The sequence below is a fragment of the Stutzerimonas sp. C6.4V genome (genome assembly GCF_058536345.1).
The window spans coordinates 1,236,399-1,261,367 of the sequence record NZ_JBZUBM010000001.1 but is presented as its reverse complement, the minus strand read 5'-3'; the positions used below and the strand labels follow the sequence as shown (position 1 = coordinate 1,261,367).

20 protein-coding genes and 1 pseudogene are annotated in these 24,969 nt (G+C 62.1%); 10 read left to right on the top strand and 11 right to left on the bottom strand.

Annotation, left to right across the window (positions count from 1 at the left end):
• Positions 1-19: 19 nt before the first annotated feature.
• Positions 20-487 (bottom strand): DUF1289 domain-containing protein, encoded by a 468-nt coding sequence (locus AC4LFW_RS06045; RefSeq protein WP_491818288.1) that lies wholly within the window; start codon positions 485-487, stop codon positions 20-22.
• A 399-nt stretch (positions 488-886) separates the two neighbouring features.
• On the opposite strand from AC4LFW_RS06045, the gene acnB reads away from it, so the two are divergent.
• Complete coding sequence (acnB, locus tag AC4LFW_RS06040; protein ID WP_491818287.1) at positions 887-3,496, top strand: bifunctional aconitate hydratase 2/2-methylisocitrate dehydratase; 2,610 nt, start codon at positions 887-889, stop codon at positions 3,494-3,496.
• 477 nt (positions 3,497-3,973) lie between these two features.
• Here the strand turns inward: acnB and pcaD are convergent, their stop codons facing one another.
• From pcaD to AC4LFW_RS06010, 6 genes are all read right to left on the bottom strand, one after another.
• The gene (pcaD, locus tag AC4LFW_RS06035) at positions 3,974-4,762 is read right to left on the bottom strand and encodes a 3-oxoadipate enol-lactonase (protein ID WP_491818286.1); all 789 of its coding nucleotides are present in this window, start codon (positions 4,760-4,762) and stop codon (positions 3,974-3,976) included.
• 109 nt (positions 4,763-4,871) lie between these two features.
• The gene (gene pcaF / locus AC4LFW_RS06030) at positions 4,872-6,077 is read right to left on the bottom strand and encodes a 3-oxoadipyl-CoA thiolase (protein ID WP_491818285.1); all 1,206 of its coding nucleotides are present in this window, start codon (positions 6,075-6,077) and stop codon (positions 4,872-4,874) included.
• Complete coding sequence (locus tag AC4LFW_RS06025; RefSeq protein WP_491818284.1) at positions 6,074-6,856, bottom strand: CoA-transferase subunit beta; 783 nt, start codon at positions 6,854-6,856, stop codon at positions 6,074-6,076. Before AC4LFW_RS06025 ends, pcaF begins: the two co-directional genes overlap by 4 nt.
• Positions 6,853-7,710 (bottom strand): CoA transferase subunit A, encoded by an 858-nt coding sequence (locus AC4LFW_RS06020; protein WP_491818283.1) that lies wholly within the window; start codon positions 7,708-7,710, stop codon positions 6,853-6,855. Before AC4LFW_RS06020 ends, AC4LFW_RS06025 begins: the two co-directional genes overlap by 4 nt.
• A 174-nt stretch (positions 7,711-7,884) precedes the next feature.
• Positions 7,885-8,694, bottom strand: coding sequence for an IclR family transcriptional regulator domain-containing protein (locus AC4LFW_RS06015; protein WP_491820146.1), 810 nt, complete (start codon positions 8,692-8,694; stop codon positions 7,885-7,887).
• A 224-nt stretch (positions 8,695-8,918) separates the two neighbouring features.
• Positions 8,919-9,818, bottom strand: a complete 900-nt coding sequence (locus AC4LFW_RS06010) for a LysR family transcriptional regulator (protein ID WP_491818282.1) — start codon at positions 9,816-9,818, stop codon at positions 8,919-8,921.
• Between the two features lie 148 nt (positions 9,819-9,966).
• On the opposite strand from AC4LFW_RS06010, the gene AC4LFW_RS06005 reads away from it, so the two are divergent.
• From AC4LFW_RS06005 to AC4LFW_RS05970, 8 genes and pseudogenes are all read left to right on the top strand, one after another.
• Positions 9,967-10,665, top strand: coding sequence for a CoA transferase subunit A (locus AC4LFW_RS06005; RefSeq protein WP_491818281.1), 699 nt, complete (start codon positions 9,967-9,969; stop codon positions 10,663-10,665).
• Between the two features lie 24 nt (positions 10,666-10,689).
• Positions 10,690-11,349, top strand: coding sequence for a CoA transferase subunit B (locus AC4LFW_RS06000; protein ID WP_491818280.1), 660 nt, complete (start codon positions 10,690-10,692; stop codon positions 11,347-11,349).
• A 75-nt stretch (positions 11,350-11,424) separates the two neighbouring features.
• Positions 11,425-12,606, top strand: a complete 1,182-nt coding sequence (locus AC4LFW_RS05995; protein WP_491818279.1) for an acetyl-CoA C-acetyltransferase — start codon at positions 11,425-11,427, stop codon at positions 12,604-12,606.
• Between the two features lie 132 nt (positions 12,607-12,738).
• Positions 12,739-14,079 carry a short-chain fatty acid transporter gene (locus AC4LFW_RS05990; RefSeq protein WP_491818278.1) on the top strand — a complete coding sequence of 447 codons (1,341 nt, stop codon included), beginning with the start codon at positions 12,739-12,741 and terminating at the stop codon, positions 14,077-14,079.
• A 435-nt stretch (positions 14,080-14,514) separates the two neighbouring features.
• Positions 14,515-16,053 carry an MBOAT family O-acyltransferase gene (locus AC4LFW_RS05985; protein ID WP_491818277.1) on the top strand — a complete coding sequence of 513 codons (1,539 nt, stop codon included), beginning with the start codon at positions 14,515-14,517 and terminating at the stop codon, positions 16,051-16,053.
• Between the two features lie 17 nt (positions 16,054-16,070).
• Positions 16,071-17,991 (top strand): annotated as a pseudogene (locus AC4LFW_RS05980) (HAD-IIIC family phosphatase).
• Complete coding sequence (locus AC4LFW_RS05975) at positions 17,988-18,236, top strand: acyl carrier protein (RefSeq protein WP_491818276.1); 249 nt, start codon at positions 17,988-17,990, stop codon at positions 18,234-18,236. Before AC4LFW_RS05980 ends, AC4LFW_RS05975 begins: the two are co-directional and overlap by 4 nt.
• A gap of 2 nt (positions 18,237-18,238) precedes the next feature.
• Positions 18,239-19,303, top strand: a complete 1,065-nt coding sequence (locus AC4LFW_RS05970) for a hypothetical protein (protein WP_491818275.1) — start codon at positions 18,239-18,241, stop codon at positions 19,301-19,303.
• A 66-nt stretch (positions 19,304-19,369) separates the two neighbouring features.
• Here the strand turns inward: AC4LFW_RS05970 and fahA are convergent, their stop codons facing one another.
• Positions 19,370-20,677 (bottom strand): fumarylacetoacetase, encoded by a 1,308-nt coding sequence (gene fahA, locus AC4LFW_RS05965; protein WP_491818274.1) that lies wholly within the window; start codon positions 20,675-20,677, stop codon positions 19,370-19,372.
• Position 20,678: 1 nt separating this feature from the next.
• Complete coding sequence (hmgA, locus tag AC4LFW_RS05960) at positions 20,679-21,983, bottom strand: homogentisate 1,2-dioxygenase (protein ID WP_491818273.1); 1,305 nt, start codon at positions 21,981-21,983, stop codon at positions 20,679-20,681.
• A 111-nt stretch (positions 21,984-22,094) separates the two neighbouring features.
• On the opposite strand from hmgA, the gene AC4LFW_RS05955 reads away from it, so the two are divergent.
• Positions 22,095-22,880: an IclR family transcriptional regulator gene (locus AC4LFW_RS05955; RefSeq protein ID WP_491818272.1), complete on the top strand. Its 786-nt coding sequence runs from the start codon at positions 22,095-22,097 to the stop codon at positions 22,878-22,880.
• A gap of 56 nt (positions 22,881-22,936) precedes the next feature.
• Here AC4LFW_RS05955 and AC4LFW_RS05950 read toward each other — a convergent pair whose 3' ends face one another.
• Both AC4LFW_RS05950 and AC4LFW_RS05945 read right to left on the bottom strand, forming a co-directional pair.
• A complete protein-coding gene (locus AC4LFW_RS05950; RefSeq protein WP_491818271.1) occupies positions 22,937-24,289 on the bottom strand; it encodes an acyltransferase family protein in 1,353 nt (450 codons plus the stop codon).
• A gap of 167 nt (positions 24,290-24,456) precedes the next feature.
• A complete protein-coding gene (locus AC4LFW_RS05945) occupies positions 24,457-24,666 on the bottom strand; it encodes a hypothetical protein (protein WP_491818270.1) in 210 nt (69 codons plus the stop codon).
• Between the last annotated feature and the right edge of the window lie 303 nt (positions 24,667-24,969).

The following is a 24,969-nucleotide window of genomic DNA, read 5'->3' as shown; positions in this document are numbered from 1 at the left end:
ACACCTGTAATCGAATCAACTACGTCGCCGTATCGCCAGGAAACCCAGGGGCGATATAGCGATGGTAGTGGGCTTCGGACAGCAAAAAGAACTCGCGGTCGATGGCGTCTCGAAGCTCCGGCAAGGGCCACTCACGAAATTCCGGAAGCAACACAACGCCATAGGCTTCGAGCTGCTGGATAACCCGAGCGCCGCGAGCGATCAGCTGGTAGGCCCAGCAGTACGGCGACTGGTCAGGGACAAAGCGGATCTGCCGGCTCTCCAGCTGGCGACGCAGAAGCGATGCATCGAACACTTCCAGCTTCGCGGCCATCACCTGTGCAAGCAATATCTCCAGACGATGCCAGACCGAGCGCTTGCCTTCCTCACCATAGGCATTCCAGTTCACGACCTCATGGTGGAAGCGCTTGCAGCCGCGGCACACCAGGTCGCCGTAGACAGTAGAGCAAAGGCCTACACAAGGAGTTTTGATTCGCTGATTGGACATGACGTGCGACGGATCGAAGGACGGCGCTGCATCTTAGACTTTTGTCCAAGCCCGGTCACGAAGCAATCGGAACTGCATACCAGGAACGCTGCGAAGCCCGCCGAACGGGGGCTGTGACCACCTTGATCGGCTTATCAGGGATAGCGCCGCAATCGGCGAGGGTTGGCGTTTCACTTAACTTTGCGGGTCCGTTCCAGTAGAATCAGCCGGCCGTTTTAGGCGACACAATCCGCACGAAGCTGTTTTCAAAGCGTCACGAGCACAGTTGACCGGTCATCATCGGATGCGCAGATCCCTCTCTCCTGCGCATCCGATATTCCGCCGGCGTAAAACTTTGAAAACAGCTTCCGGATGCGCGTCCCGAGACACCCAAGGGACCAATGATGAGGGTATATAACTGTGCTTGAAGCCTATCGCAAACACGTAGAAGAGCGTGCCGCCCAGGGCGTCGTGCCCCAGCCGCTGAACGCCGAGCAGACTGCCGGCCTGGTCGAACTTCTGAAGAACCCGCCTGCTGGCGAAGAACAATTTCTCCTTGACCTGATCACCAACCGCGTTCCGGCGGGCGTGGACGAAGCTGCCTATGTCAAGGCCGGCTTCCTAGCCGCCGTCGCCAAGGGTGAAGCCACTTCGCCGCTGATCAGCAAGCAACACGCCGTCGAGCTGCTGGGTACCATGCAGGGCGGTTACAACATCGTCACGCTGGTCGAGCTGCTGGACGATCCGGAACTCTCCGACACCACCGCAAAGCAGCTGAAGCACACCCTGCTGATGTTCGATGCGTTCCACGACGTCGCGGAGAAAGCCAAGGCCGGCAACGCCAACGCCAAAGCCGTCATGCAGTCCTGGGCCGAAGGCGAGTGGTTCAAGAACCGCGCCCCGGTTGCCGAAAAAGTCACCCTGACCGTCTTCAAGGTCCCTGGCGAAACCAATACCGACGACCTGTCGCCCGCGCCTGACGCCTGGTCGCGCCCGGACATCCCGCTGCATGCTCTGGCCATGCTGAAGATGGCTCGCGACGGCATCAACCCTGACGTTCCCGGCTCGGTTGGTCCGCTCAAGCAGATGGAAGAACTGGCCACCAAAGGCTTCCCGGTTGCCTACGTCGGGGACGTGGTAGGGACTGGTTCTTCACGCAAGTCCGCGACCAACTCGGTCCTCTGGTTCTTCGGCGACGACATCCCGAACGTGCCAAACAAGCGCGCTGGCGGCTTCTGTTTCGGCACCAAGATCGCCCCGATCTTCTACAACACCATGGAAGACGCCGGCGCACTGCCGATCGAGTTCGACTGCTCCGACCTGGCGATGGGCGACGTGATCGACGTGTACCCGTACAAGGGTGAAGTGCGTCGTCATGGCAGCGATGAGCTGGTAACCACCTTCCAGCTGAAAACCGACGTCCTGCTCGACGAAGTCCGCGCTGGCGGCCGTATCCCGCTGATCATCGGTCGCGGCCTCACCGAAAAAGCACGTGCCGAACTGGGCATGGGCCCGTCGGACCTGTTCAAGAAGCCGGAAGCCCCGGCCGAGAGCAACAAGGGCTACACCCTGGCGCAGAAGATGGTGGGTCGTGCCTGCGGTCTGCCAGAAGGCAAAGGCGTTCGCCCAGGCACCTACTGCGAACCGAAGATGACCACCGTTGGCTCCCAGGACACCACTGGCCCGATGACCCGCGACGAGCTGAAAGACCTGGCTTGCCTGGGCTTTTCGGCTGACCTGGTCATGCAGTCCTTCTGCCACACCGCTGCCTATCCAAAGCCGATTGACGTTACCACCCACCACACCCTGCCGGACTTCATCATGACCCGCGGCGGTGTTTCCCTGCGTCCGGGTGACGGCATCATCCACAGCTGGCTGAACCGTATGCTGTTGCCGGACACCGTGGGTACTGGTGGTGACTCGCACACCCGTTTCCCGATGGGCATCTCCTTCCCGGCTGGTTCCGGCCTGGTCGCCTTTGCCGCCGCTACCGGCGTAATGCCGCTGGACATGCCGGAGTCGGTGCTGGTTCGCTTCAAGGGCAAGATGCAGCCTGGCATCACCCTGCGCGATCTGGTCCATGCGATCCCCTACTACGCCATCCAGAAAGGCCTGCTGACCGTCGAGAAGAAGGGCAAGAAGAACATCTTCTCCGGACGTATTCTCGAGATCGAAGGCCTGAACGACCTGACCGTCGAACAAGCCTTCGAATTGTCGGATGCCTCCGCAGAACGCTCTGCAGCGGGCTGCACCATCAAGCTGCCAGAAGCCGCAATCGCCGAGTACCTGCAGTCGAACATCACCCTGCTGCGCTGGATGATCAGCGAAGGCTACGGTGATGCTCGTACGCTGGAGCGCCGCGCTCAGGCCATGGAAGCCTGGCTGGCCAAGCCGGAACTGCTGGCTGCCGATGCTGACGCCGAATACGCCGAAATCATCGAAATCGACCTGTCCGAAGTTACCGAGCCTGTTCTCTGCGCACCTAACGACCCGGACGATGCTCGCCTGCTTTCCAGCGTTCAGGGCGAGAAGATCGACGAAGTCTTCATCGGTTCGTGCATGACCAACATCGGCCACTTCCGCGCAGCCGGCAAGCTGCTCGACAAGGTTGAAGGCTCTCTGCCGACTCGCCTGTGGCTGTCGCCGCCGACCAAGATGGACCAGCATCAGCTGACCGAGGAAGGCTACTACGGCATCTACAGCCGTGCTGGTGCGCGACTGGAGATGCCGGGCTGCTCGCTCTGCATGGGTAACCAGGCCCGGGTGGAAACCGGCTCGACTGTGGTCTCCACTTCGACTCGTAACTTCCCGAACCGCCTCGGTGATGCGACAAACGTGTACCTGGCGTCTGCTGAACTGGCTTCCGTGGCCTCGATTTTGGGTCGCCTGCCGACCGTTGAGGAATACATGGTCTATGCCGCTCAGATCGACACCATGGCAGCTGACGTCTATCGCTACCTGAGCTTCGATCAGATCGCCGAGTTCCGCGAGTCCGCGGCCAAGGCCAAGATCGATGTGGTTGCCGTCTGACGCCAAAGCACTTGTAGGCCCGCTTCCAGGCTCTGTAGAAATGTTTGGCGGCGGGCTAACAAGGTGATTCCCACACCCTGCAAGGGCTTCGCTCTTGCGGGGTGTTTTGTTTTAAAGGTCATGGGCTTTGAGCCGCATTCGATCGGGTATGTCGAGTCAATGCATGCCCATATCGCAGGCTGGACGGCCCTTCGCCAGAAAACAGGGGGGTTAGATGGCTGCAGAACGAACTGCGAAGCGCCTCCTCGTCCATGGCTTGGCATCGGCTTCGTCAGGCATGCAACCGAGAGCCACATGTGCCGCTTGCGCGATTCACGGTGACGTGAGCGTACCGAGGCCGCCGACATATAGATCGAGGCAACACCAGCGCCGTGGCTGACGCTTGGCCTACATCGCGGATGGCCAACACACCAGATGGAACAGCGGCTCAGGGTCGAAAGCAGGCCGGTACAGCCTGGTCATTTCCAGACAGGTTCCTCAACCTTGCAGGAACTTCAGCACGCAGCGAGTGAACGCCTCCCCGGCCTCTACATTGGACAGATGCGCTGCCTCGAACTCTACTAACTCAGCCCCTGCAATGCGCGCCTGCATGAAACGACCATGCTCGGATGTGGTGACCGGATCCTTCGTGCCGCAAACGACCAAGGTAGGCACCCCGATAGCACCGAGTTGAGAGCGGAAGTCACCGTCGCGTACGGCTGCACAGTTTGCCGCGTACCCCTGTGGCGAGGTGCCAGCGATCATCTGGGTGATTCGGTTGACCTGGGCTGGCTGCCGTTCGGCAAAATCCGGCGTGAACCAGCGAGAGATGGACGCATCGCGCATGTCACGCATTGCCTGCTCGCCGCCTTTGAGCACGGTATCGATGCGCTCATTCCAGGTCTCGTCTGTGCCGATCTTCGCACCGGTGTTGCAGATCACCAGACGGGTCAATCGTTCGCCTGCATTGATGCCCAGCCACTGGCCGATCAAGCCCCCCATGGACAGCCCGCAGAAGGCAAAGCGGTCGATGCCGAGCGAATCCACCAACGCCAGCACGTCGCGCCCGAGCTGATCGATGGAATACGGGCCGGGCGTGACGGACGACCCGCCATGCCCTCGGGTGTCGTAGCGCAGCACACGAAAATGCTCACTGAATGCCGGCACCTGGGCGTCCCACATTTCGAGCGTGGTCCCCAGCGAGTTCGACAGCAGCAACAGCGGCGCATCGACAGGCCCTTCGAGACGGTAATTCAGTTCGCAGTCAGCGAGTCTTGCGATGGGCACGGGAAATCTCCCTTGTATGTAGATAGGTTGCAGGGCGGTGGGCCATGCGACCCTTCGTCCATGCCCGCCCCACGGTGGTGGGCATGACGCTCCGGCGCTGCACGATGGGTCAGACCTTCTCGACAGCCAGGGCCAGCCCCTGCCCCACGCCTACGCACATGGTTGCCAGCCCGAGCTTGCCGCCAGACTTTTCCAGGGCATGCACAGTGGTCAGTACCAGGCGCGCACCGCTCATGCCCAGCGGGTGACCGAGGGCGATGGCGCCGCCCTGGGGATTGACCTTCGGGCTATCGTCGTCCAGGCCCAAGTCACGCGTAACCGCCAGCGCCTGGGCCGCAAAAGCCTCGTTGAGTTCGATCACGTCGAAGTCACTGACGGCCAGATTCAGCCGCTCGCATAATTTGCGCACCGCCGGCACCGGGCCGTAGCCCATGACCCGTGGTGCAACGCCGGCGCTGGCCATGCCGAGTACCCTGGCGCGCGCCTTCAGGCCGTATTTCTGCACTGCTTCGGCACTGGCGAGGATCAGCGCAGCGGCGCCATCGTTCACGCCTGAGGCATTACCCGCAGTGACCGTCTTGTCCGGGCCGTTGACCGGTTTGAGCTTGGCCAGCGCTTCGGCCGTGGTTTCCGGGCGTGGGTGCTCGTCGGTGTCGACGACCGTGTCGCCCTTGCGCCCCTTGATCACCACCGGAACGATCTCCTCGGCGAAGAAGCCTGCGGCCTGCGCCTTGCCGGTGCGCTGCTGGCTGCGTAGCGCAAAGGCATCCTGATCCTCGCGGCTGATCTTGTGCTCTTCAGCGACGTTGTCGGCGGTCTGCGGCATGGCATCGACGCCGTACGTTTCCTTCATCTTCGGGTTGATGAAGCGCCAGCCGATGGTGGTGTCCTCGATCTTCTGCGTGCGACCAAACGCGCTTTCGGCCTTGCCCATCACATAAGGCGCACGAGTCATGGACTCGACGCCACCGGCAATCGCCAGTTCCATCTCACCACAGGCGATGGCACGGAAGGCGCTGCCCACTGCATCCATGCCCGAGGCACAGAGACGATTGAGCGTCACGCCCGGCACGGTTTCCGGCAGCCCGGCCAGCAGCGCGGCCATGCGCGCTACGTTGCGGTTGTCTTCCCCGGCCTGGTTGGCGCTGCCCATGAAGACTTCTTCGATGGCCGCAGGATCGAGCCCGGGGTTGCGCTCCAGAAGCGCCTTGATCGGGGTTGCGGCCAGGTCGTCCGTACGCACGGCGGCCAGCGCGCCGCCGAAGCGGCCGATGGGCGTACGTACGGCGTCGCAGATAAAGACTTCGCGTGTCACTCGTCACCTCCAGCTTGTCCATGGGCGGCGGCGGTGCGGGCCTCCAGGGCGCGCAAGGCCTCCAGTTCGTTATCGGCGGGCGGCGCAGTCTCGCCGAGCTCGTCAGCGAAACGGATGGCCCAGCCGGTGTTTTCGATCACCTGCTCGCGGGTAACACCCGGCTGCAGCGAGGTCACCACGAACTCGTTTGACCCAGCTTCAGGCTCCATGATGCACAGGTCGGTGATGATTCCCACCGGACCCTGCCCCGGCAATCCCAGCCGCTTCCGATGATCCCCCCCTTCACCGAAGCCCACCGAGGTGATGAACGCCAGCTTGTCGACAAAGGTGCGATGCGACTGTTTCAGAATGATCAGCACCTGCTTGGCCGACCCTGCAATTTCCGGCGCTCCGCCCGCTCCTGGCAAGCGAACTTTCGGCTGGTGATAGTCACCGATCACCGTGGTGTTGATGTTGCCGTACTTGTCCACCTGCGCCGCGCCGAGGAAGCCAACGTCGATACGCCCGCCCTGCAACCAGTAACGGAAGATCTCGCCGGTGGGCACCACGGTGTCGGCCGTCTCGGCCAGCTCACCATCACCGATGGATAGCGGCAGTACCGAAGGCTTGGCGCCGATCGGGCCGGATTCATAGATCAGCACGACATCCGGCGCATGGGTCAGGCGCGCCAGGTTGGCCGCCTTGGACGGCAAGCCTATGCCGACGAAGCAGACGCTGCCGTTACCGAGCCGGCGTGACGCGGCGACGGTCATCATTTCGTTGGTGCTGTAGCTCATCACTTGGCCTCCTGCTGCGCGGCCAGCTTGGCCTGAAACGCAGAAAAATCTGCAGTGCCGCGAATGAACTCGTCGACCCATGCATTGAAGGTGTCACGATCTCGGGCAATAGGGTCCCACTGCTGATAGAAGCGGTTGTCGCGCTCGTAATAGCCATGGGCGTACGAAGGACGTGCGCCACCAGGTACCAGGCAGACGGCTGTCAGCGCCCAGGTCGGCAGGACGCAGGCATTCATCGGCGCCTTGAGATCATCGACGATTTCCTCGACCGTGACGATGCAGCGTTTGGCGGCCAGCGCCGCTTCCTTCTGCACACCAAGAATGCCCTGAATCAGCACGTTGCCTTTGCGATCGGCTTTCTGCGCATGGATGACGGTTACATCCGGGCGCACGCTCGGCACAGCCGCAAGGGTTTCACCTGTAAAGGGACATTCGATGAACTTGATCATCGGGTTGACCTTGGGCAGGTCGGAACCCAGGTAGGCGCGCAGCACAGCAAACGGCAGGCCAGAGGCGCCAGCCACATAGGCATTGGCCAGGTCGGCATGGCTGTGCTCTTCGATTTCCAGCGGCTGCGGCCACTGCTTTTCTACCGCGTCGCGTAGGCGGTGCAGCGAGCCGACACCAGGGTTGCCACCCCAGGAAAACACCAGCTTCCTGGCGCAGCCGGCACCGATCAGCAGGTCGTAGACGAGATCGGGCGTCATCCGCACGAGGGTCAGGTCTTTCTTGTCCTGACGAATCAGCTCATGCGCAGCAGCCGTAGGAATTAGATGCGTGAAGCCTTCGAGCGCAACGGTGTCCCCGCTGCTGACGAAGCGATCGACTGCTTCGCGAAGCGAAAGGAGTTCGGCCATGGGGTCAGTCTCGTATTGATGTCTGGATGCGCACTGGGGCGCCTGGCGCAACACTAAACACGACCGACAGGCAGAACAATCCGATAATCGATTTGATGTTCGATAAACGAACATAACCGGAACAGTACAGCCAAGGTGCGCTGCCACGCCCCCGCTCTGGCTACTAACAGCGTTTCAATGAAACAGGCGGGTGCTCAGCTCCTTGCTTGCCTGCAACAAAACCGGCAGGAACCGAGCCTCCAATTCCTGCTTGCTGACACGACTGGCGTGGGTGCCAACGTTAAGGGCCGCCAGTACCTGACCTGCGGAATCCTTCAACGGTACGGCCAGCGAACGCAGGCCCACCTCCAGCTCCTGATCGATGATGACCCAACCCTTTAGCCTGATCTCATCAATGGATGCCCTGATGGCTGCCGGAGTATGCAGGGTGCGGCTAGTCTTGATCTGCAATTCGGCGTGTTCGAGGTAATCGTTCAACGCCGCATCATCCAATGCCGCCAAGAGAATCCGCCCCATGGACGTGCAATAGGCCGGTAGGCGACTGCCCACGCTCAGATCGACGGAAATCAGCCGCTGGGGCGTGGCCGATCGCGCGACATAGAGCACCTCGTCGCCCTCCAGGGTAGCCATTGAGCAGGCTTCATGGAGTTGATCACTGAGATGGTCGAGGATCGGCTGGGCTGTAACCGCCAGGGGCGTAGAGGAAAGATAAGCATGACCGAGTGTCAGCACCTTGGGCAGCAGCGAATAGGTGCGCCCGTCAGTGGTGGCATAGCCGAGTTTGATCAGCGTATGCAGGCAGCGTCGCACTGCTGCACGCGGGATCTCCGTCCGGTGGCTGATCTGCGCGATAGTCAGGTGGCGCTTACGCTCCTGAAATGCGTGGATCACTGCGAGCCCGCGCGCCAGCGATGTCATGAAGTTCGGGTCGCCGGTCAGTGCCTCGATACGCTTGGCTGGCGAGGCGATGATGGCGGGGACCATGGTAGCGATGCTGGGGCGGGTTTCGTCGGTCACAGAAAAAACCTTGGGTGGAAACCATGGGCGATTATCGTCCGCTAGGTCGGTAATCGCAAAGTACCGATGCCGAATGCAACAAACACCGGCTGTCCTGGATCTCGATCCGCATGCCTACGAAGCGGCGATAACCGGCGGACTGGCTCAGCAGATCATGCGCGACGACAGGCCTTGGAGCTGTCGCGGCATACTCAGCCATGCCTGCATCGATAGGCCGGTTCCGCACGCAGGGCATCGGCAATGGCTTGCGCCGCCACCGAGAGTTCGTGGCCGGGCTTGGTCAGGATGCCCACCGGCTTCTCGATCACCGGATCGCTCAGCGCCACACAGCGTGCGCCGAGTTCGAGCATCTGCGTCCGACATAACGCCGGCACGGCGCTGACGCCCAGGCCGCTGGCGACCATACGCCCGACGGTTGCCAACTGATGACTCTCGAACTGCACCGGCAACTGACGGCCCCGCGGACGCAGGTGATCTTCAAGCATGACGCGCACTGTCGAGGGGCGCTGAAGTGTAATGAAGGGGTGTTCCAGCAAAGCGTTCCAGCTCACTTCGGCCCGGCTCGCCAGCACCGAATCGACCGGGACCACCGCCACGAAACGGTCGGTGTACAGCGGGGTGAACGTCAGCGGCGTGCTGGGTTCAGGCTCAAAGGCGATCCCGATTTCTACCTGGCGGTCACGGACCATTTCCATCACCTGCTCGTTGATCACGTCATGCACGGTGACGCTGATCGAGGGGTAGCGGTCGCGAAAGGTGCGCAGTACGGCTGGCAGGATGTTGCCGGCGAAGGACGGCATCGAGGCCAGCGCCACCCTGCCCTGTTGCAGCGTGAAACGCTGGCGCAGCTCGTCCTCGGCGTTATCCCAGTCGGCCAGCAGCCGCCGTGCCAGTGGCAGTAGCGCCTCGCCCTCCGGCGTGAGGCTGACAGCCCGCGTGGTACGGCTGAACAGGCGACCTCCGAGCCCATCCTCCAACGCCTTGATGGTCAGGCTCAGGGCCGATTGCGACAGGTACAGCCGCTCACAGGCCTGAGCGAAGCTCAGGGTCTGCGCCACAGCGATAAAGGCACGGAGTTGTTTGACGGTCATCGAATCGGATCCAGGAGAAAGCCTGATGGCGCTTTGTTTCGTTTTATCAATCAATCGCGCTTAAAAATCAACTTAACAAATCCGCCGCACAAGGGAACACTCGATTGCAGCTCACCAAAAACAACCCAACAACAAAAAGGAATCGTTTATGGCTGGTTTCGACAAGCGCGTGAATTCCTATGCCGAGGCGCTCGACGGGCTTGAAGACGGCATGACCGTTCTGGCCGGCGGCTTTGGCCTGTGCGGCATTCCCGAGAACCTGATCGCCGAGATCAAGCGCAAGGGCACCCGCGACCTTACCGTGGTATCCAACAACTGCGGCGTCGACGGCTTCGGCCTGGGTGTGCTGCTGGAGGACCGGCAGATCCGCAAGATGATCGCCTCCTACGTGGGCGAAAACGCGCTGTTCGAGAAGCAGCTGCTGGATGGCGAGCTGGAAGTCGAGCTGACGCCCCAGGGCACGCTGGCTGAAAAGATGCGCGCAGGCGGCGCCGGCATTCCCGCCTTTTACACCGCTACCGGATACGGCACCCCCATCGCCGAAGGCAAGGACGTGCGCGAATTCAACGGTCGCCCGCACATCCTCGAGCACGCCATCACCGGCGACTTCGCTATCGTCAAAGGCTGGAAGGCCGACCGCTACGGCAACGTCATCTACCGCCACACCGCACAGAACTTCAATCCGCTAGCCGCAGCTGCCGGAAAGATCACCGTGGTCGAGGTCGAGGAAATCGTCGAGCCCGGTGAGATCGACCCCACCCAGATCCACACACCCGGCATCTACGTCGACCGCATCATCTGCGGCACCTTCGAGAAGCGCATCGAAAAGCGCACCGTCCGCACTTAATCAAAAGAATAAGAGGAATCGACGATGGCACTTACCCGCGAACAAATGGCCCAGCGCGTCGCCCGTGAGCTGCAGGACGGCTTCTACGTGAACCTCGGCATCGGCATCCCGACTCTGGTCGCCAACTACGTGCCCGAGGGCATGGAAGTGATGCTGCAATCGGAGAACGGCCTGCTCGGCATGGGCGCGTTTCCCACCGAGGACGAACTCGATGCCGACATGATCAACGCCGGCAAACAGACCGTCACCGCACGCGTCGGCGCCTCCATTTTCAACTCCGCCGAATCCTTCGCGATGATCCGCGGTGGGCATATCGACCTCACCGTGCTCGGCGCCTTCGAGGTCGACGTGCAGGGCAACATCGCGTCCTGGATGATTCCCGGCAAGCTGGTCAAGGGCATGGGCGGTGCCATGGACCTGGTCGCCGGTGCGGAAAACATCATCGTACTGATGACGCACGCCTCCAAGGATGGCGAGTCCAAGCTGCTGCCCAAGTGCACCCTGCCGCTGACCGGCGCCGGCTGCATCAAGCGCGTGCTGACCGACCTGGCCTACCTGGAAATCGAGAACGGTGCCTTCGTCCTCAAGGAGCGCGCGCCTGGTGTGAGCGTCGAGGAAATCGTGGCCAAGACCGCAGGTGAGCTGGTGGTGCCGGATCACGTACCGGAAATGCAGTTCGCCTGACCTGCGCTGCCTGAGAGCCTCGCGATGCGCACGCCGCATGCGGGGCTTTTCCCGTTTCGGATAGGAGACTTTTTTATGCAAGACGTCGTCATCGTAGCCGCCACCCGCACTGCCATCGGCGCCTTTCAAGGCAGCCTGGCCAACATCGCCGCGCCTGATCTGGGCGCAGCGGTAATCAAACGCCTGCTCGAACAGACCGGGCTGAATCCCGCCGACGTCGATGAGGTCATTCTCGGCCAGGTACTCACTGCCGCCTCCGGACAGAACCCCGCCCGTCAGGCGTCGATCAAGGCAGGCCTGCCCCATGCGGTGCCGTCCTTCACCCTGAACAAGGTCTGCGGCTCGGGCCTCAAGGCGCTGCACCTGGCAACCCAGGCGATCCGCTGCGGCGATGCCGACGCAATCATCGCCGGCGGGCAGGAGAACATGAGCCTTGCGCCCTATGTGCTACCCAAGGCGCGCACGGGCCTGCGCATGGGGCACGCCGAGCTGGTCGACTCGATGATCAGCGACGGCCTCTGGGATGCCTTCAATGATTTCCACATGGGCATCACCGCTGAGAACCTGGTCGACAAGTACGGGATCAGCCGCGAAGCCCAGGATGCGTTCGCCGCGTCATCACAGCAGAAGGCTGTCGCAGCCATCGAGGCCGGGCGTTTCAAGGACGAGATCACGCCCATCGAGATTCCGCAACGCAAAGGCGAGCCCCTGCGCTTCGACACCGATGAGCAGCCCCGTGCCGGCACTACCGCCGAGGCACTGGCCAAACTCAAACCGGCGTTCAAGAAGGATGGCTCGGTTACCGCCGGCAATGCCTCCAGTCTCAACGACGGTGCCGCCGCGGTACTGCTGATGAGCGCAGACAAGGCCAAGGCCCTCGGTTTACCGGTGCTGGCGAAGATCAAGGCCTACGCCAATGCTGGCGTCGACCCGGCAATCATGGGCATCGCGCCGGTTTCGGCGACCCGCCGCTGCCTTGAAAAAGCCGGTTGGTCGCTCGACGAGCTGGACCTGATCGAAGCCAACGAGGCCTTTGCCGCCCAGGCGTTGTCCGTCGGGCAAGAGCTCGGCTGGAATGCCGGGAAGGTCAACGTCAACGGCGGCGCGATTGCGTTGGGACATCCCATCGGGGCGTCGGGCTGCCGCGTGCTGGTTACGCTGCTGCACGAAATGATCCGCCGCGACGCGAAGAAGGGCCTTGCCACGCTCTGCATCGGTGGCGGTCAGGGCGTCGCGCTGGCTCTCGAACGTCACTAAACGGACAACGCCGGCTCATAGAGGAGGACCGACACCACGCCGTGCAGGCTCACCAAACCCTAGCAATAAATCGGCGCACGCCACGCACGTGCGCCGCCTATAAAAAAGAAGAACAACACAGGATCCATGACCATGCTCAGTACCGTTACCGCCTTGAGCGTCAAGCTCATTCAGCGATACCTACCCTCACCCTTCGTTTTTGCGATTCTCCTAAGCCTCATCGTGCTTGCCGCCAGCATGCTCGTCACCGGCCAGGGCCTGCCCTCGATGGCGAAACACTGGGGCACCGGCTTCTGGAACCTGCTCACCTTCGCCATGCAGATGGCACTGATTCTGGTGACCGGCCACGCCCTGGCCAGCGCACCCGCCATCCATCGCCTGCTTGCGAGCCTGGCACGGACCGCACGCACACCGGGCCGCGCCGTGGTGCTGGTCACGCTGGTGGCGTTGGCTGGTTCCTGGATCAACTGGGGTTTCGGTCTGGTAATCGGCGCGGTGTTCGCCCGCGCACTGGCTCGTGAGGTGAAGGGCGTCGATTACCCGCTGCTGGTTGCTGCAGCCTATTCGGGCTTTCTGATCTGGCACGGCGGCCTGTCCGGTTCCATTCCGCTGTCGCTGGCCACCGGCGGCGCAGATCTGGAGCGCATGTCTGGCGGTGTCGTGACGACCGCCATCGGCGTCGGTGACACCCTGTTCACCGCCATGAACCTGACGATCATCGCGCTGCTGGTGATCGGTTTGCCGATCCTTAACTGGGCCATGCATCCGAAAGACCCGAAGGTCGCGGACCCGGCGAAACTGCTCGATCCCGCCCATGAGGCCCTGCCGCGCAACACCCTTGCGCAGCGCATGGACGATAGCCGCATCCTCAACCTGATCATCGTTGCGCTGGCTGTGGTCTATTTCGGCTACTACTTCTCCGAGAACGGCTTTGCCCTGACGCTGAATATTGTCATCGGCCTGTTCCTGTTTATCGGTCTGGCACTGCACGGCTCGCCGGAGCGCTACATGCGCGCAGTGCAGGACGGCATCGGTGGCATCAGTGGCATCGTCATCCAGTTCCCGTTCTATGCCGGCATCATGGGAATGATGGTCGGCGCCAACGCCGAAGGGCTGTCGCTGGGTCGGCAGATCACCGACACCTTCATCGCCTGGTCCTCGGCCGATACCTTCCCGGTACTGGCGTTCCTCAGCGCTGGGTTGGTCAACGTCTTCGTGCCGTCGGGTGGCGGTCAGTGGGCGGTACAGGGGCCAATCATGCTGCCGGCCGGCCAGGCGCTGGGCGTGACGCCTGCGGTCACCGCCATGGCGATTGCCTGGGGCGATGCCTGGACCAACATGATCCAGCCATTCTGGGCGCTGCCGATTCTCGGCATCGTCGGGCTCGGTGCGCGCGACATCATGGGCTACTGCCTGCTGATGCTGGTGTATTCGGGCCTGGTCATCGGAGGATGCCTGTACCTGTTCGGCTGAACCCGAGCCAGCCTTTCTCCCTCCAAGCCTTGTCGCCGAACGCTCCTTCTAATCCCTCAGCCTTCGGCCAAGGCTTTCGTTCACCGGGTAGCGCTACCCATCGGCGCGGCAATTCACCGCCGCAATAGCTCTTGCCTTTTCGCGCAGCAACCGCATCGCGGATATCGCTGCCGTTTCGCTTGATTTAGCGTCGTTATCCCGTCCGTCAGAAGGCTTTTCCATACCGACAAAAACCCGCAACTTTTCCTTACAACGCTGAGTCGCAGTTAACAGACTGGGGTTTAACTCCGTAGTAGCGACAAGGATTGAAGCCTGGCTGCGACGGTTGTCTTTTTTGGGGGGTGGGGCTTCGAGCGCATCGGCGCAGGCGTCCCACTGTGCAGCTGCCGTCCTGGTCCAAGGGCAGCACTGGCAATCAGGGATAGGAAAAAGACAGTGCTCTTCAACTCCATGGTGTTCATAGCCGGTTTCCTACCGGTGGTTCTTCTTGGCTTCATTCTCCTGGCAGGCAGCGGCAGACAGCGATACGCGGCGATCTGGCTGACGCTCGCGTCTCTGGTGTTCTACGGCTGGTGGAACCCTGCCTACGTGCCGTTGCTGGTTGGCAGCATGGTGGTCAACTACCTCATCGGCGGCTACCTGATGCGGCGACCGTCGAGAATGGTGCTGATACTGGGAGTCGCCGCCAACGTCGCGCTGCTCGGTTACTACAAATACACCGGATTTCTCTTCGGCGCGGTCGACACTGCCTTCGATCTCGGCTGGTCAGTGGACGACATCATCCTTCCGTTGGCCATCTCGTTCTTTACCTTCCAGCAGATTGCCTATCTGGTGGATGCCCATGATGGTGAGGTCACCGAGCACGACTTCGTCAACTACTGCCTGTTCATCAGTTTCTTCCCGCAGCTGATTGCCGGGCCGATCACCCACCACGGCGAAATGCTGAAACAGTTCAATGACAACAGCACCTTCCGCCCAAGGCTGGACAACATCTCGCTGGGCCTGACGGTGTTTCTGCTCGGCCTGTTCAAGAAGGTGATCATCGCCGACCCCCTGGGCGCCAAGGCGACACCGATCTTCTCTGTCGCGGCGGACGGGACGGTGCCTGCGCTTTATGACGCCTGGTTCGGCGCGCTCACCTATACCCTGCAGATCTATTTCGATTTCTCCGGCTACAGCGACATGGCGATCGGCCTGGGACTGCTGTTCGGGTTGCGCTTGCCGGTCAACTTCAACAGCCCATTCAAGGCGCGCAATCTCATCGATTACTGGTCGCGCTGGCATATGACGCTGACGCGCTTTCTGACCGCCTACATCTACAACCCCATCGTCATGCGCATCACACGCTCGCGCATGGCGGCCGGCAAACCCTTGCCTCGTCGCGGCAAGATGAACCTGAGCACCTTTGTCGTTCTGGTGGCGTATCCCACGGTGCTGACCATGTTCATCTCCGGTGTCTGGCACGGTGCAGGCTGGCAGTTCGTGGTATTCGGCCTGTTGCACGGCTTCTATCTTGTCGTGGTACACGGCTTCCGTGCCTACAAGGCGCGCCAGGGCTTGCGACTGGACAGCGACAAGCTCTGGCACCACGCCGGCGCGGTTTTGTTGACCTTTCTGTGTGTAGTCGTGGCGATGGTGTTCTTCCGCGCTTCAAGCGTCTCGGCAGCGATGGCGATGCTCTCTGGCATGGTCGGCTTGAGTGAGCTGAGCACCAAATTCGACAAATCGGACTACCTCACCATTGTCCTGCTACTCGCTTTCGTCTGGTTGATGCCCAACGTCCAGCAATGGATGACGCGCTTTCGGACCTCACTGGATGCCAGCCCACGCGAGCATTGGCTGCTGCGCTGGTTGCCGATCACAGCATGGAGCCCGACGCCTGCCGTTGGCTTCGCCATTGGCGTCCTGGCTTTTTTTGCCCTGGCCGTCGCGTTTTCCGTAGCCCCAACCGAGTTCCTCTACTTCCAGTTCTGAAAAGGAGTAAACCGCTAATGGATCAGCTTCTCTGGCTAGCGCAGCATCCCGACCTCGGCGCCGCTATCGGCGAGGCCAAACGCGAGCCCGATGCGGCGGCTCGCCTGGCCCTTGCAGCCGAGCTCGCCGGCTATCGTCGTGACTTCACCCTCACCACGCGCCTGGACCGGCTCGCCAGCGAAGGCCTCCAAACCATCGCCAATGGCGAAGGCTCGGCCTCGGGGCTGCGGCCGGTGCGCATTGCATTGCTCTCGTCGCACACGGTGGACCACCTGGTCCCGGCCATCCGTGTAGCCGGCCTGCAACGCCGTCTGGCGTGCTCGGTATATGTGGCGCCGTATGGCATGTATCGCCAGGCACTGCTGACCGAGGATCCGGAACTTGCGCGTTTCGCGCCGCAACTGGTCGTGCTGGCGCTGGATGCCCGCGACGCGCCCTTGCAACTGTCGCTGGAAGCATCCCAGGCCGAAGTCGATGCGGCGATAACCGAACGCGTCGACGAGCTGCGGCTGCTGTGGCGTCGTGCCCGCGAGCGATACACCGCTCAGGTTGTACAACAGACGATAGTGCCAGCCGACCCGGCACTGTTCGGATCGTTCGAGGCGCTGGTCCCGGCCTCGCCCTATGCCCTCATCGACCGCCTCAACCAGGCCATCCGCACCGCTGCCCGCGAGGATGGCGTGCTGTTGATGGATCTGGCCTGGGAGGCAGCCCGTGGCAGCTACGGGGACGGGCTGGCGGAGCCGGTTCGCTGGCATCAGGCCAAGCAACTGGTCAGCCCGAACCTGGCACCGCTCTATGGCGACCAGCTGGCGCGCATCGCCGCGGCAAGCGTCGGGCTGTCGCGCAAATGTCTGGTGCTGGATCTGGACAACACCCTCTGGGGCGGCGTCGTCGGAGACGATGGTATAGATGGCATCAAGCTGGGCCAGGGCTCGCCAAGTGGCGAAGCCTTTCTGGCGTTCCAGCGCTACGCGGCGCTGCTGGCACGGCGCGGAATCATCCTCGCGGTATGCAGCAAGAACGACCTGAGCGTTGCCGAGGCAGCCTTCAATCACCCGGACATGGCGCTAAAGCGCAGCGACATTGCAGCCTTTGTGGCCAATTGGGAAGACAAGGCCGGCAACCTGCGGCGCATCGCCTCGATGCTGGATATCGGGCTGGACAGCCTGGTCTTTGTCGACGACAACCCGGCCGAGCGGGATATCGTGCGTCGCGAGCTGCCGGAAGTCGCAGTGCCCGAACTGCCGGATGACGTGGCCGATTACCCTGCCCGGGTCGCAGCAGCGGGCTACTTCGAGGCCGTGTCCTTTACCTCCGACGACACCACGCGCGGGCGCAACTATGCGCTGAACGCCGAGCGCAAGGCGGCCATGACCCAGGCCACCGACATGGAAGGTTACCTGCGCGGTCTGGAGATGGTGCTGACGGCCACCAGGATCGGCGCTGCCGAACTACCCCGCAGTACGCAACTGATCAACAAGACCAACCAGTTCAACCTCACGACGCGCCGCTACAGCGAGGCGGAAGTCGAACGCATCGCCAGTGATCCTCGCTCGGTGGCGCTGGCGATTCGCCTGGCCGACAAGTTCGGTGACAACGGCCTGATCAGCGTCGTGCTGGCGCGCCCAGACGCGATGCTGGAGAGCGACGAGCTGCTGATCGACAGCTGGCTGATGAGCTGCCGCGTATTGGGTCGCCAGGTCGAGGAAGCGGTGCTCGACGTGCTCGCCGAGGCCGCCACTGCCGCTGGCTACAGCGCGCTCATTGGCGAATACCGTCCGACCGAACGCAACGGCATGGTTGCCGAACACTTCCCGCGGCTGGGTTTCGCCCAGTCCAGCCCGCCAACCGATTCGGCCAGCGACGCGACCTTCTGGCGCTACGACCTGGCCACCACGCGAACACCCCCGCCACTTCATCGAGGTAAAGGCATGACCGAAGCAGACGTACTCAAGGAACTCACAGCGGTTTTCCACGACGTGTTCGACGACGACAGCATCGTGCTCTCGCCGGAGATGACCGCCAACGACATCGACGGCTGGGACAGCCAGACCCACGTCATGCTCACGGTCGCGGCAGAACAGCGCTTCGGCATCAAGTTCAGAACCGCGGAGTTGGAATCGCTGCGCAACGTCGGTCACTTCGCCCAGGTCATCAGCGCCAAGCTGGAAGGAAAATAACCATGATCCAGGCAGCAGATGTGTCCAGGGACGGAAGCAACGCCGGAAACGGATCCGCGAGCACGGCCAGCGCGCCGGGCCGGGTGCGTTCGCGTTATCTGCTGTCGCTTTTCGCCGGACTCTTTGGCGCCCTGGCATTGTTTTGCGTCGCGCTCTTTACGCTGGAGCGAACCGGCAATCTGCCGCCGCCGGCGTTCACCAACAGCCTGTGCGTCGATGAAAAGCTCAACTTCCTGCGCCAGAACCCGATCCAATCGCCCAATCTGCTGGTCATAGGCTCATCAGTGGCCTGGCGACACGTAGATGGCAATGCACTAATCAAGGCGATGCCGGAGATACGCCCCTTGAACGGCGCTTTCTGCGGCCTGTTCGCCAATCAGTCGACCTACGTCGGGCACTGGCTGCTCGATCGCGAACCGAGCATTCGCAGCGTCGTGATGATCGCCGACCCGCAGGACTTCGCCGGTTGCTGGCGGGTGCCGACTGCAGTATTCAACCGCGAGCATGTCGACCCATACGTGTACGAAGGGGCGTCGCGCTGGGGCTATTACATGCGCTATTTCGCGCCCAAGTCCCTGGCGCGCAATGCCCTGACCGTCAAGGCGCAGCGTGCCGGCCAGATCGAGTGGGACCCATTGGTGTTCAACCGTTTTGGTGACGGCCCGCTGCGGACCCGCAACACACGCGAGCTGATGTATGGAAAACCCGACGCACTGGACCGTAACTGCTTCAATGCGCTGCAGCAGATGAGCGCCAGACTCCAGCAGGAAGGCCGAAACCTGATGGTCGTCTCCACCCCGCTACACCCGCAGTGGAAGGAAAAATACGACCCGGACGGCACCTTCCTTGCCGATTTCGACCAGCGCATCGCCGATGCGCTGGGTGACAGCGGCACCTACTGGAACGCCGACAAGGACTGGAGCACTCCGGTGGATTCGTTCGTAGACGCCGTACACATGCGCTGGTCCGCTGCGCAGGAATTCACCGAAGCATTGGCCGAACAGATGCGCCGCGCCGCCACCGGCCCGACTGCGCCCACCGCGCTGAATACGGCTGCGCTGCCCTGACCTGACTTTGGTTGACAGCAAAGAGCCCGGCTGCCGTGATGGCAGCCGGGCTTTTCTCCAGTGCGATTAAGCTGACGCGGGCAATACGCGCCCGCGGCACTCGCCAAAGCCGATCGACGCATACCCCTCGCGCCGGCACCGCGCCTTGAGGATGATCTCGTCCCCGTCTTCCAGAAAGGTGCGGGTTTCACCGTTGGGCAGTTCCAGCGGCTGCTTACCGCCCCCGGTGATCTCCAGCAGGCTTCCAAGGCTGTCCAGGGTGCTGCCCGACAGCGTGCCGGAGCCGAACAGATCGCCGGGCTGCAAGCTACAACCGTTGACGCTGTGGTGCGTGACCATCTGGGCGACGGTCCAGTACATGTTCCTGGTGCTGCTCAGGGCGATGCGCTGTGCGGGTTCGCCCTCGTTGCGCATGGCCTCGGTCAGCAACAGCACTTCGAGTTCGATATCCAGCGCGCCCTGTTGCTGGTCCCGCTCGTAGTACAGATAGGGCAACGGCAGTGGATCGCCTTCCGGCCGCGACGGCTGGGCGCAGCGGAACGGCTCCAAGGCTTCGGGGGTGACGACCCAAGGCGACACACTGGTGGCGAAACTTTTCGACAGGAACGGGCCAAGCGGCTGGTATTCCCAGGCCTGCAGATCACGCGCCGACCAGTCGTTGAGCAGGCAGAAACCGGCAACGTGGTTGCTTGCCTCGCCGATCGGGATCGACTCGCCGCGCGCATTGCCCGGCCCGATCCAGATACCCAGTTCAAGTTCGTGATCGAGCCGCTTGCTCGGGCCGAAGTTCGGTTCGCTGCCGCCCGGTGGCATGGTCTGGCCGTTGGGGCGCTTTACCGTTGCCCCCGAGACGTCGACCGTCGAGGCGCGGCCGTGATAACCGATGGGCACGTATTTGTAATTGGGCAGCAAGGGGTTATCCGGACGAAACAGCTTGCCGACGTTGTTGGCGTGATGGATGCCGACGTAGAAGTCAGTGTAATCGCCCACCTCGGCGGGAAGATGCATCTGGCAACTATCCATCGGCTGCAGCAGCGACTCGGCCATGCCCTGCAGACGTTCGCGCTGAGCACTTCCCTCGCCGAGCAGATCCTGCAGCGCGCCTCGCAGCGCTTTGCGTGCGTCAGCCCCAAGTGCAAAGAAAGAATTAAGGCTGCCGCCACTGGCCGCTTTCGCCGCTTCCAGCGTCAAACCTTCAAACAGCTCTGCCTTGCAGGCTGCGCGCAGGTCGAAAATGAAATCGCCAAGGGCAACGCCCCCGCGTGGCTCGTCACCGTCACGGCTGAAGACGCCCAGCGGCAGGTTGGCGAGCGGGAAATCCAAATGGCCATTGGCCGACTCGACCCAGCTGCGTAGTTCTTTATGTGCAGTCATGTCATTTCCCGTTCTTGTCGAAGGTTTTGGTCAGGCCCGCCCAGCAGCGGTCGTAGTCGCTCTGCAGCTGCGGGCTTTCGAGCGCCTGCCGTGTGGGGCGAAGCACCTGGCCGGTCTCGAACATGAAGGCCATGGTGTCCTCTATCTTGTGCGGTTTGAGGTCGGCCCTGATCGCCTGTTCGGTCGATACATGATCCGGCCCGTGGGCACTCATGCAGTTGTGCAGCGAGGCACCGCCAGGCGAGAAGCCATCGGCCTTGGCATCGTAGGCGCCATTGATCAGGCCCATGAATTCGTTCATCAGATTGCGGTGGAACCACGGCGGACGGAAGGTGTTCTCGGCCACCATCCAGCGCGGCGGGAAGATCACGAAGTCGATATTGGCCATGCCGTGAATGGCGCTGGGTGAGGTCAGCACCGTGAAGATGGACGGGTCGGGATGGTCGAAGCTGACCGTGCCGATGGTATTGAAGCGGCGCAGATCGTACTTGTAGGGCACGTTGTTGCCGTGCCAGGCGACGACGTCCAGCGGGGAGTGATCCAGCTCGGTCACCCAGAGCTCACCGAGGAACTTCTGCACCAGCTGTACGGGTTCGTCTCGCTCCTCGAAGTGTGCGACCGGGGCGAGAAAGTCACGCGGATTGGCCAGGCCATTGCTGCCGATAGGCCCCAGGTCCGGTAAACGCAACGCGCAGCCGTGGTTTTCGCAAACGTAGCCGCGCGCCGTGGCTTCCACCAGCTCCACACGAAACCTCATGCCGCGGGGAATCACCGCGATCTCCAGCGGCACGACTTCGAGCACGCCCAGCTCGGTGACCAGCCTCAACGCGCCCTCTTGCGGCACCAGCAGCAGCTCACCATCAGCATTGAAGAACACCCGCTCCATCGATGCGTTCGCTGCATAACGGTAGATGCTTGCGCCTGCCGGCTGGCCAGGCTCGGCATTAGCGACGATACACATCAGGCCGTCAAGAAAGTCGGTCGCTACCCCGGGAAAGGGGTCTGGGTTCCAGCGCAGTCGATTGGGCGTGACCGGCCCCAACTCGCTATCGAGCTGCCGGTCCAGACGCCGGTATTGGCCATGGCTGGCCGACGGTCGAATGCGGTACAGCCAGGTCCGTCGTGCTTCGCTGCGCGCCACGGTAAAAGCGGTACCGGAAAGCAGTTCCGTGTAGAGGCCGTAAGGAACCTGCTGCGGTGAGTTCTGCCCGACCGGCAACGCACCAGGCAGGGCCTCGCTGCAGAATTCATTGCCGAAGCCAGACAGGTATCGAGAGGTTTCGCCCATTTGTTGTTGTGGTTGCATAGCCGTCTCACATTTAGCGTAATGCGTTTACGCAAAAAGTAATTTGAACTCCCCAGGGCGTCAAGTTATAAACAGCGCCTCACCAGACGGCGGCTAACAGGCAGCTTTGAATTGACGACAGAAAACAACGCCGACTCGGCGCCTCGGCGACAGAAAGTTCAGGCCGCCGAGGTAGGTACGGATATCCTCACCGCACTGGCTGAACTGGCTCCGGCGACATCACTGTCGCGCCTGGCTGAGCACGTAGGCATGCCGGCCAGCAAGGTGCATCGTTATCTGCAGGCCCTGATGGCCAGCGGCTTCGCCGAGCAGGACCCGATGACCAATCACTATGGGTTAGGCCGCGCGGCGCTGTTCGTGGGCCTGGCGGCGCTGGGGCGACTGGATGTGGTCAAGCTGACGACCCCGCATCTGTCCCAGCTGCGCGACGAACTCAACGAAACCTGCTTTCTCGCGGTATGGGGCAACCGAGGCCCGACAGTGGTGCATGTGGAGCAAGCCGTGCGCGCCGTGACGCTGGTGACACAGGTAGGTTCGGTGCTGCCACTGCTGGGCTCGTCGACCGGCCTGGTGTTCAATGCGTTCATGCCGGATGCCGAAACTGCACAGCTGCGTGAAGACGAGCTGAAACGGCCATCGAGTCCTTCTGCCGACGCCCTGCTCGCAGCGATGAGCGAACTGCAACGCACCCAGGTGCAAGCCGTTCACGGCTTGCTGATGGCGGGAGTCAACGCCCTGTCTGCGCCTTTGTTCAGCGGCGGGAACAAGCTGGCGGGCGTCATCACCATCGTCGGTGCCGAACCCGGCTTCATGGCTGACGCGAATGGCGAAGCGGCGAAGCGCTTGCTGGATCTGGCGCGGAAGCTAAGCAGTCGCATGGGTGCATTGACCGGATAACGGCCGCTATCAGAGGACATCGCACGCGACGATGCCGCTCCGCCAGCTATCAGGGTCTAACTGACCGAAACGCCGTTACCTTGGGGCGCAGCCGAGCTGGGCCGCCTGGCGACGCAATCGGCACGTACCGGCTGCGGCTCGAATGCATCATCCCGGTCGGGCCGGCTGACCGGCTCTACCAGCCGGCATAGAGGCCCATTCAGCAACCACTGCCGAACCCGCCTGACAAAATGCTCCTGAAACAGCACGCAGAAGACAACGGTAACTATGAGCAGCAACGGGTAGTAGCCAAGGAATAGCGGCTGCGCCTTGGCCTGTGCTACGCAGGCGGACGCATCGGTCAGGCATAACCCGTAATCGATGTTGAGCAGCATCTCCAGACGGCGAAACACAATGAAGATCGGCGTATGCAGCGCAAACATCGATAACGAGGCCCCACCCAGCCGGCGCCCCCAGCGCTGAAGGTTCTCGCTGCCCGTCCCGGGAATCATGGCGCACAGCCCAACTACCGAGAGCACCATGGGCAGCATCAGGCCGTTATGCAACAGCACGTACCAGTGGTTGCCACCGTGCCAGTTGAGCTCTGCAGCGATACTCACGCCAATCCCCAGAACAATGACAGCCGCCAGCTTGGCCGGCCCGTGCAGCCCGGCACCCGCCAACTCACGATCGCGAAACAACAGGTAGGCCAGGATGCCGGCGAGAAAGACCGGCAAACGGAACAGAGGAAAGTGATGCAGCAGGCCAATCCATGTCGAGCCGTAATCACCGTTGAGGATCACGAGCAGGGGCGGAACCAGACAGGCCAGCCAGACGGCTAACAGCAGGCGCACCTTATGCCGCGCCCTTGCCAGTCTCGGCGCGAACCAGGGAAACACCAGATAGAAAAAGAACAGTGCAGATATCGACCAGAGCGGGCCGTTATAGGCGAGAAACACCGGGTTCCAGGCATGCAGGAGGGTGATTTGCAAAAGCCCGTTGAGCACGAGCTGGAAATCGCTCAGTCGGTATTCAAGCAACTCCGGCGCGGTGCGCTTGAGCAGGTCGTCCGCGCGATAGACCAACCGCAGGTCGGTGTTGCTGTCTACCAAGCCGGTCAGCAGCGCCAGCGCAATGCAGCTGGCCAGCCCGAACAGATGAATGGGGTACAGGTTGGCGAAGCGTTTCGCCATGATGCTGCTCGGCCGTTCCCGTAGCCTGGTCCCGTCCAGGTAGACGTGTGCGAGCAGAAAGCCGGATAGCGCGAAGAAGCAACTCGTCGCGAAGAAGCCAAGTTCATTGACCTCCACCAACCCGCCAAGCTTCGTGTAGCTCTCATAGAACGGTAGCGTGTGATACATCACCAGATACACGCCGAGAAAGAATCGCAACCACTCCAGACCAATGAACTTCTCTTTGCCCGACTGCATGCAGACCCTCATATCCCCTATATGGCCAGTTAACATCGGACAGGCTGGATGCGCGGTGCGTTCACCTCTATTTCACTTGTCTGAAGGCGCCGGATAACCGCGAGCACTGGGCAGTGCCACGCGATGCGTCATGAAGAGCCCAGCGCCGAGGCCGGGCTCAGTGCCGGTCAGGGCAACGGATTGCCAAGCCCTGGCTCGTTGGGGTCGGCAGCCGGCTTACTGCCCGGGCGGCCCGATGGTGTTGCGCCATTGCCAGAGCCCGGCTGAACATCCGGGTTGTCGGTTATGAAATCAGGCTCAGGGGAATGGCTCGGGTTCTGCTCCTGGCCCGGCACGGGCTGCTGGTCGTGGGGTCTGTCGAGCGGATCGATACTCATGAATCACCTCCGGTTAAGCCGTGGATGGCTCAGGCTTTCGAGGCTGTTCCGGCCGATTCGTGCTGGCCGCATGTCGCCTGTGCTCCGACAGGCGTCCCGCCCCCCCCCCCCTTTGGTGGCAACGTCGACTCAAGCGCAACGCAGGTCAACCGGGGTCGTCCGGCTACGCCGCGCCCGCCATGAGCGCTGGGTTTGGCGAGCGGCATCATTCCCTGCGGCCTACTTGTCCAAACCGCTCAACCGCTTGGTGGCTTTTGCCATTGTTGTGCGGATCACGCAGCGCCACTATCCGGGGAACCAATA

Coding starts and splice junctions, on each gene's coding strand:
- AC4LFW_RS06045 (WP_491818288.1), bottom strand. CDS start 487: ATGTCCAATCAGCGAATCAAAACTCCTTGTGTAGGCCTTTGCTCTACT.
- AC4LFW_RS06020 (WP_491818283.1), bottom strand. CDS start 7,710: ATGGCCGAACTCCTTTCGCTTCGCGAAGCAGTCGATCGCTTCGTCAGC.
- AC4LFW_RS06015 (WP_491820146.1), bottom strand. CDS start 8,694: ATGGTCCCCGCCATCATCGCCTCGCCAGCCAAGCGTATCGAGGCACTG.
- AC4LFW_RS06010 (WP_491818282.1), bottom strand. CDS start 9,818: ATGACCGTCAAACAACTCCGTGCCTTTATCGCTGTGGCGCAGACCCTG.
- AC4LFW_RS06005 (WP_491818281.1), top strand. CDS start 9,967: ATGGCTGGTTTCGACAAGCGCGTGAATTCCTATGCCGAGGCGCTCGAC.
- AC4LFW_RS06000 (WP_491818280.1), top strand. CDS start 10,690: ATGGCACTTACCCGCGAACAAATGGCCCAGCGCGTCGCCCGTGAGCTG.
- AC4LFW_RS05995 (WP_491818279.1), top strand. CDS start 11,425: ATGCAAGACGTCGTCATCGTAGCCGCCACCCGCACTGCCATCGGCGCC.
- AC4LFW_RS05990 (WP_491818278.1), top strand. CDS start 12,739: ATGCTCAGTACCGTTACCGCCTTGAGCGTCAAGCTCATTCAGCGATAC.
- AC4LFW_RS05975 (WP_491818276.1), top strand. CDS start 17,988: ATGACCGAAGCAGACGTACTCAAGGAACTCACAGCGGTTTTCCACGAC.
- AC4LFW_RS05970 (WP_491818275.1), top strand. CDS start 18,239: ATGATCCAGGCAGCAGATGTGTCCAGGGACGGAAGCAACGCCGGAAAC.
- fahA (WP_491818274.1), bottom strand. CDS start 20,677: ATGACTGCACATAAAGAACTACGCAGCTGGGTCGAGTCGGCCAATGGC.
- hmgA (WP_491818273.1), bottom strand. CDS start 21,983: ATGCAACCACAACAACAAATGGGCGAAACCTCTCGATACCTGTCTGGC.
- AC4LFW_RS05950 (WP_491818271.1), bottom strand. CDS start 24,289: ATGCAGTCGGGCAAAGAGAAGTTCATTGGTCTGGAGTGGTTGCGATTC.
- AC4LFW_RS05945 (WP_491818270.1), bottom strand. CDS start 24,666: ATGAGTATCGATCCGCTCGACAGACCCCACGACCAGCAGCCCGTGCCG.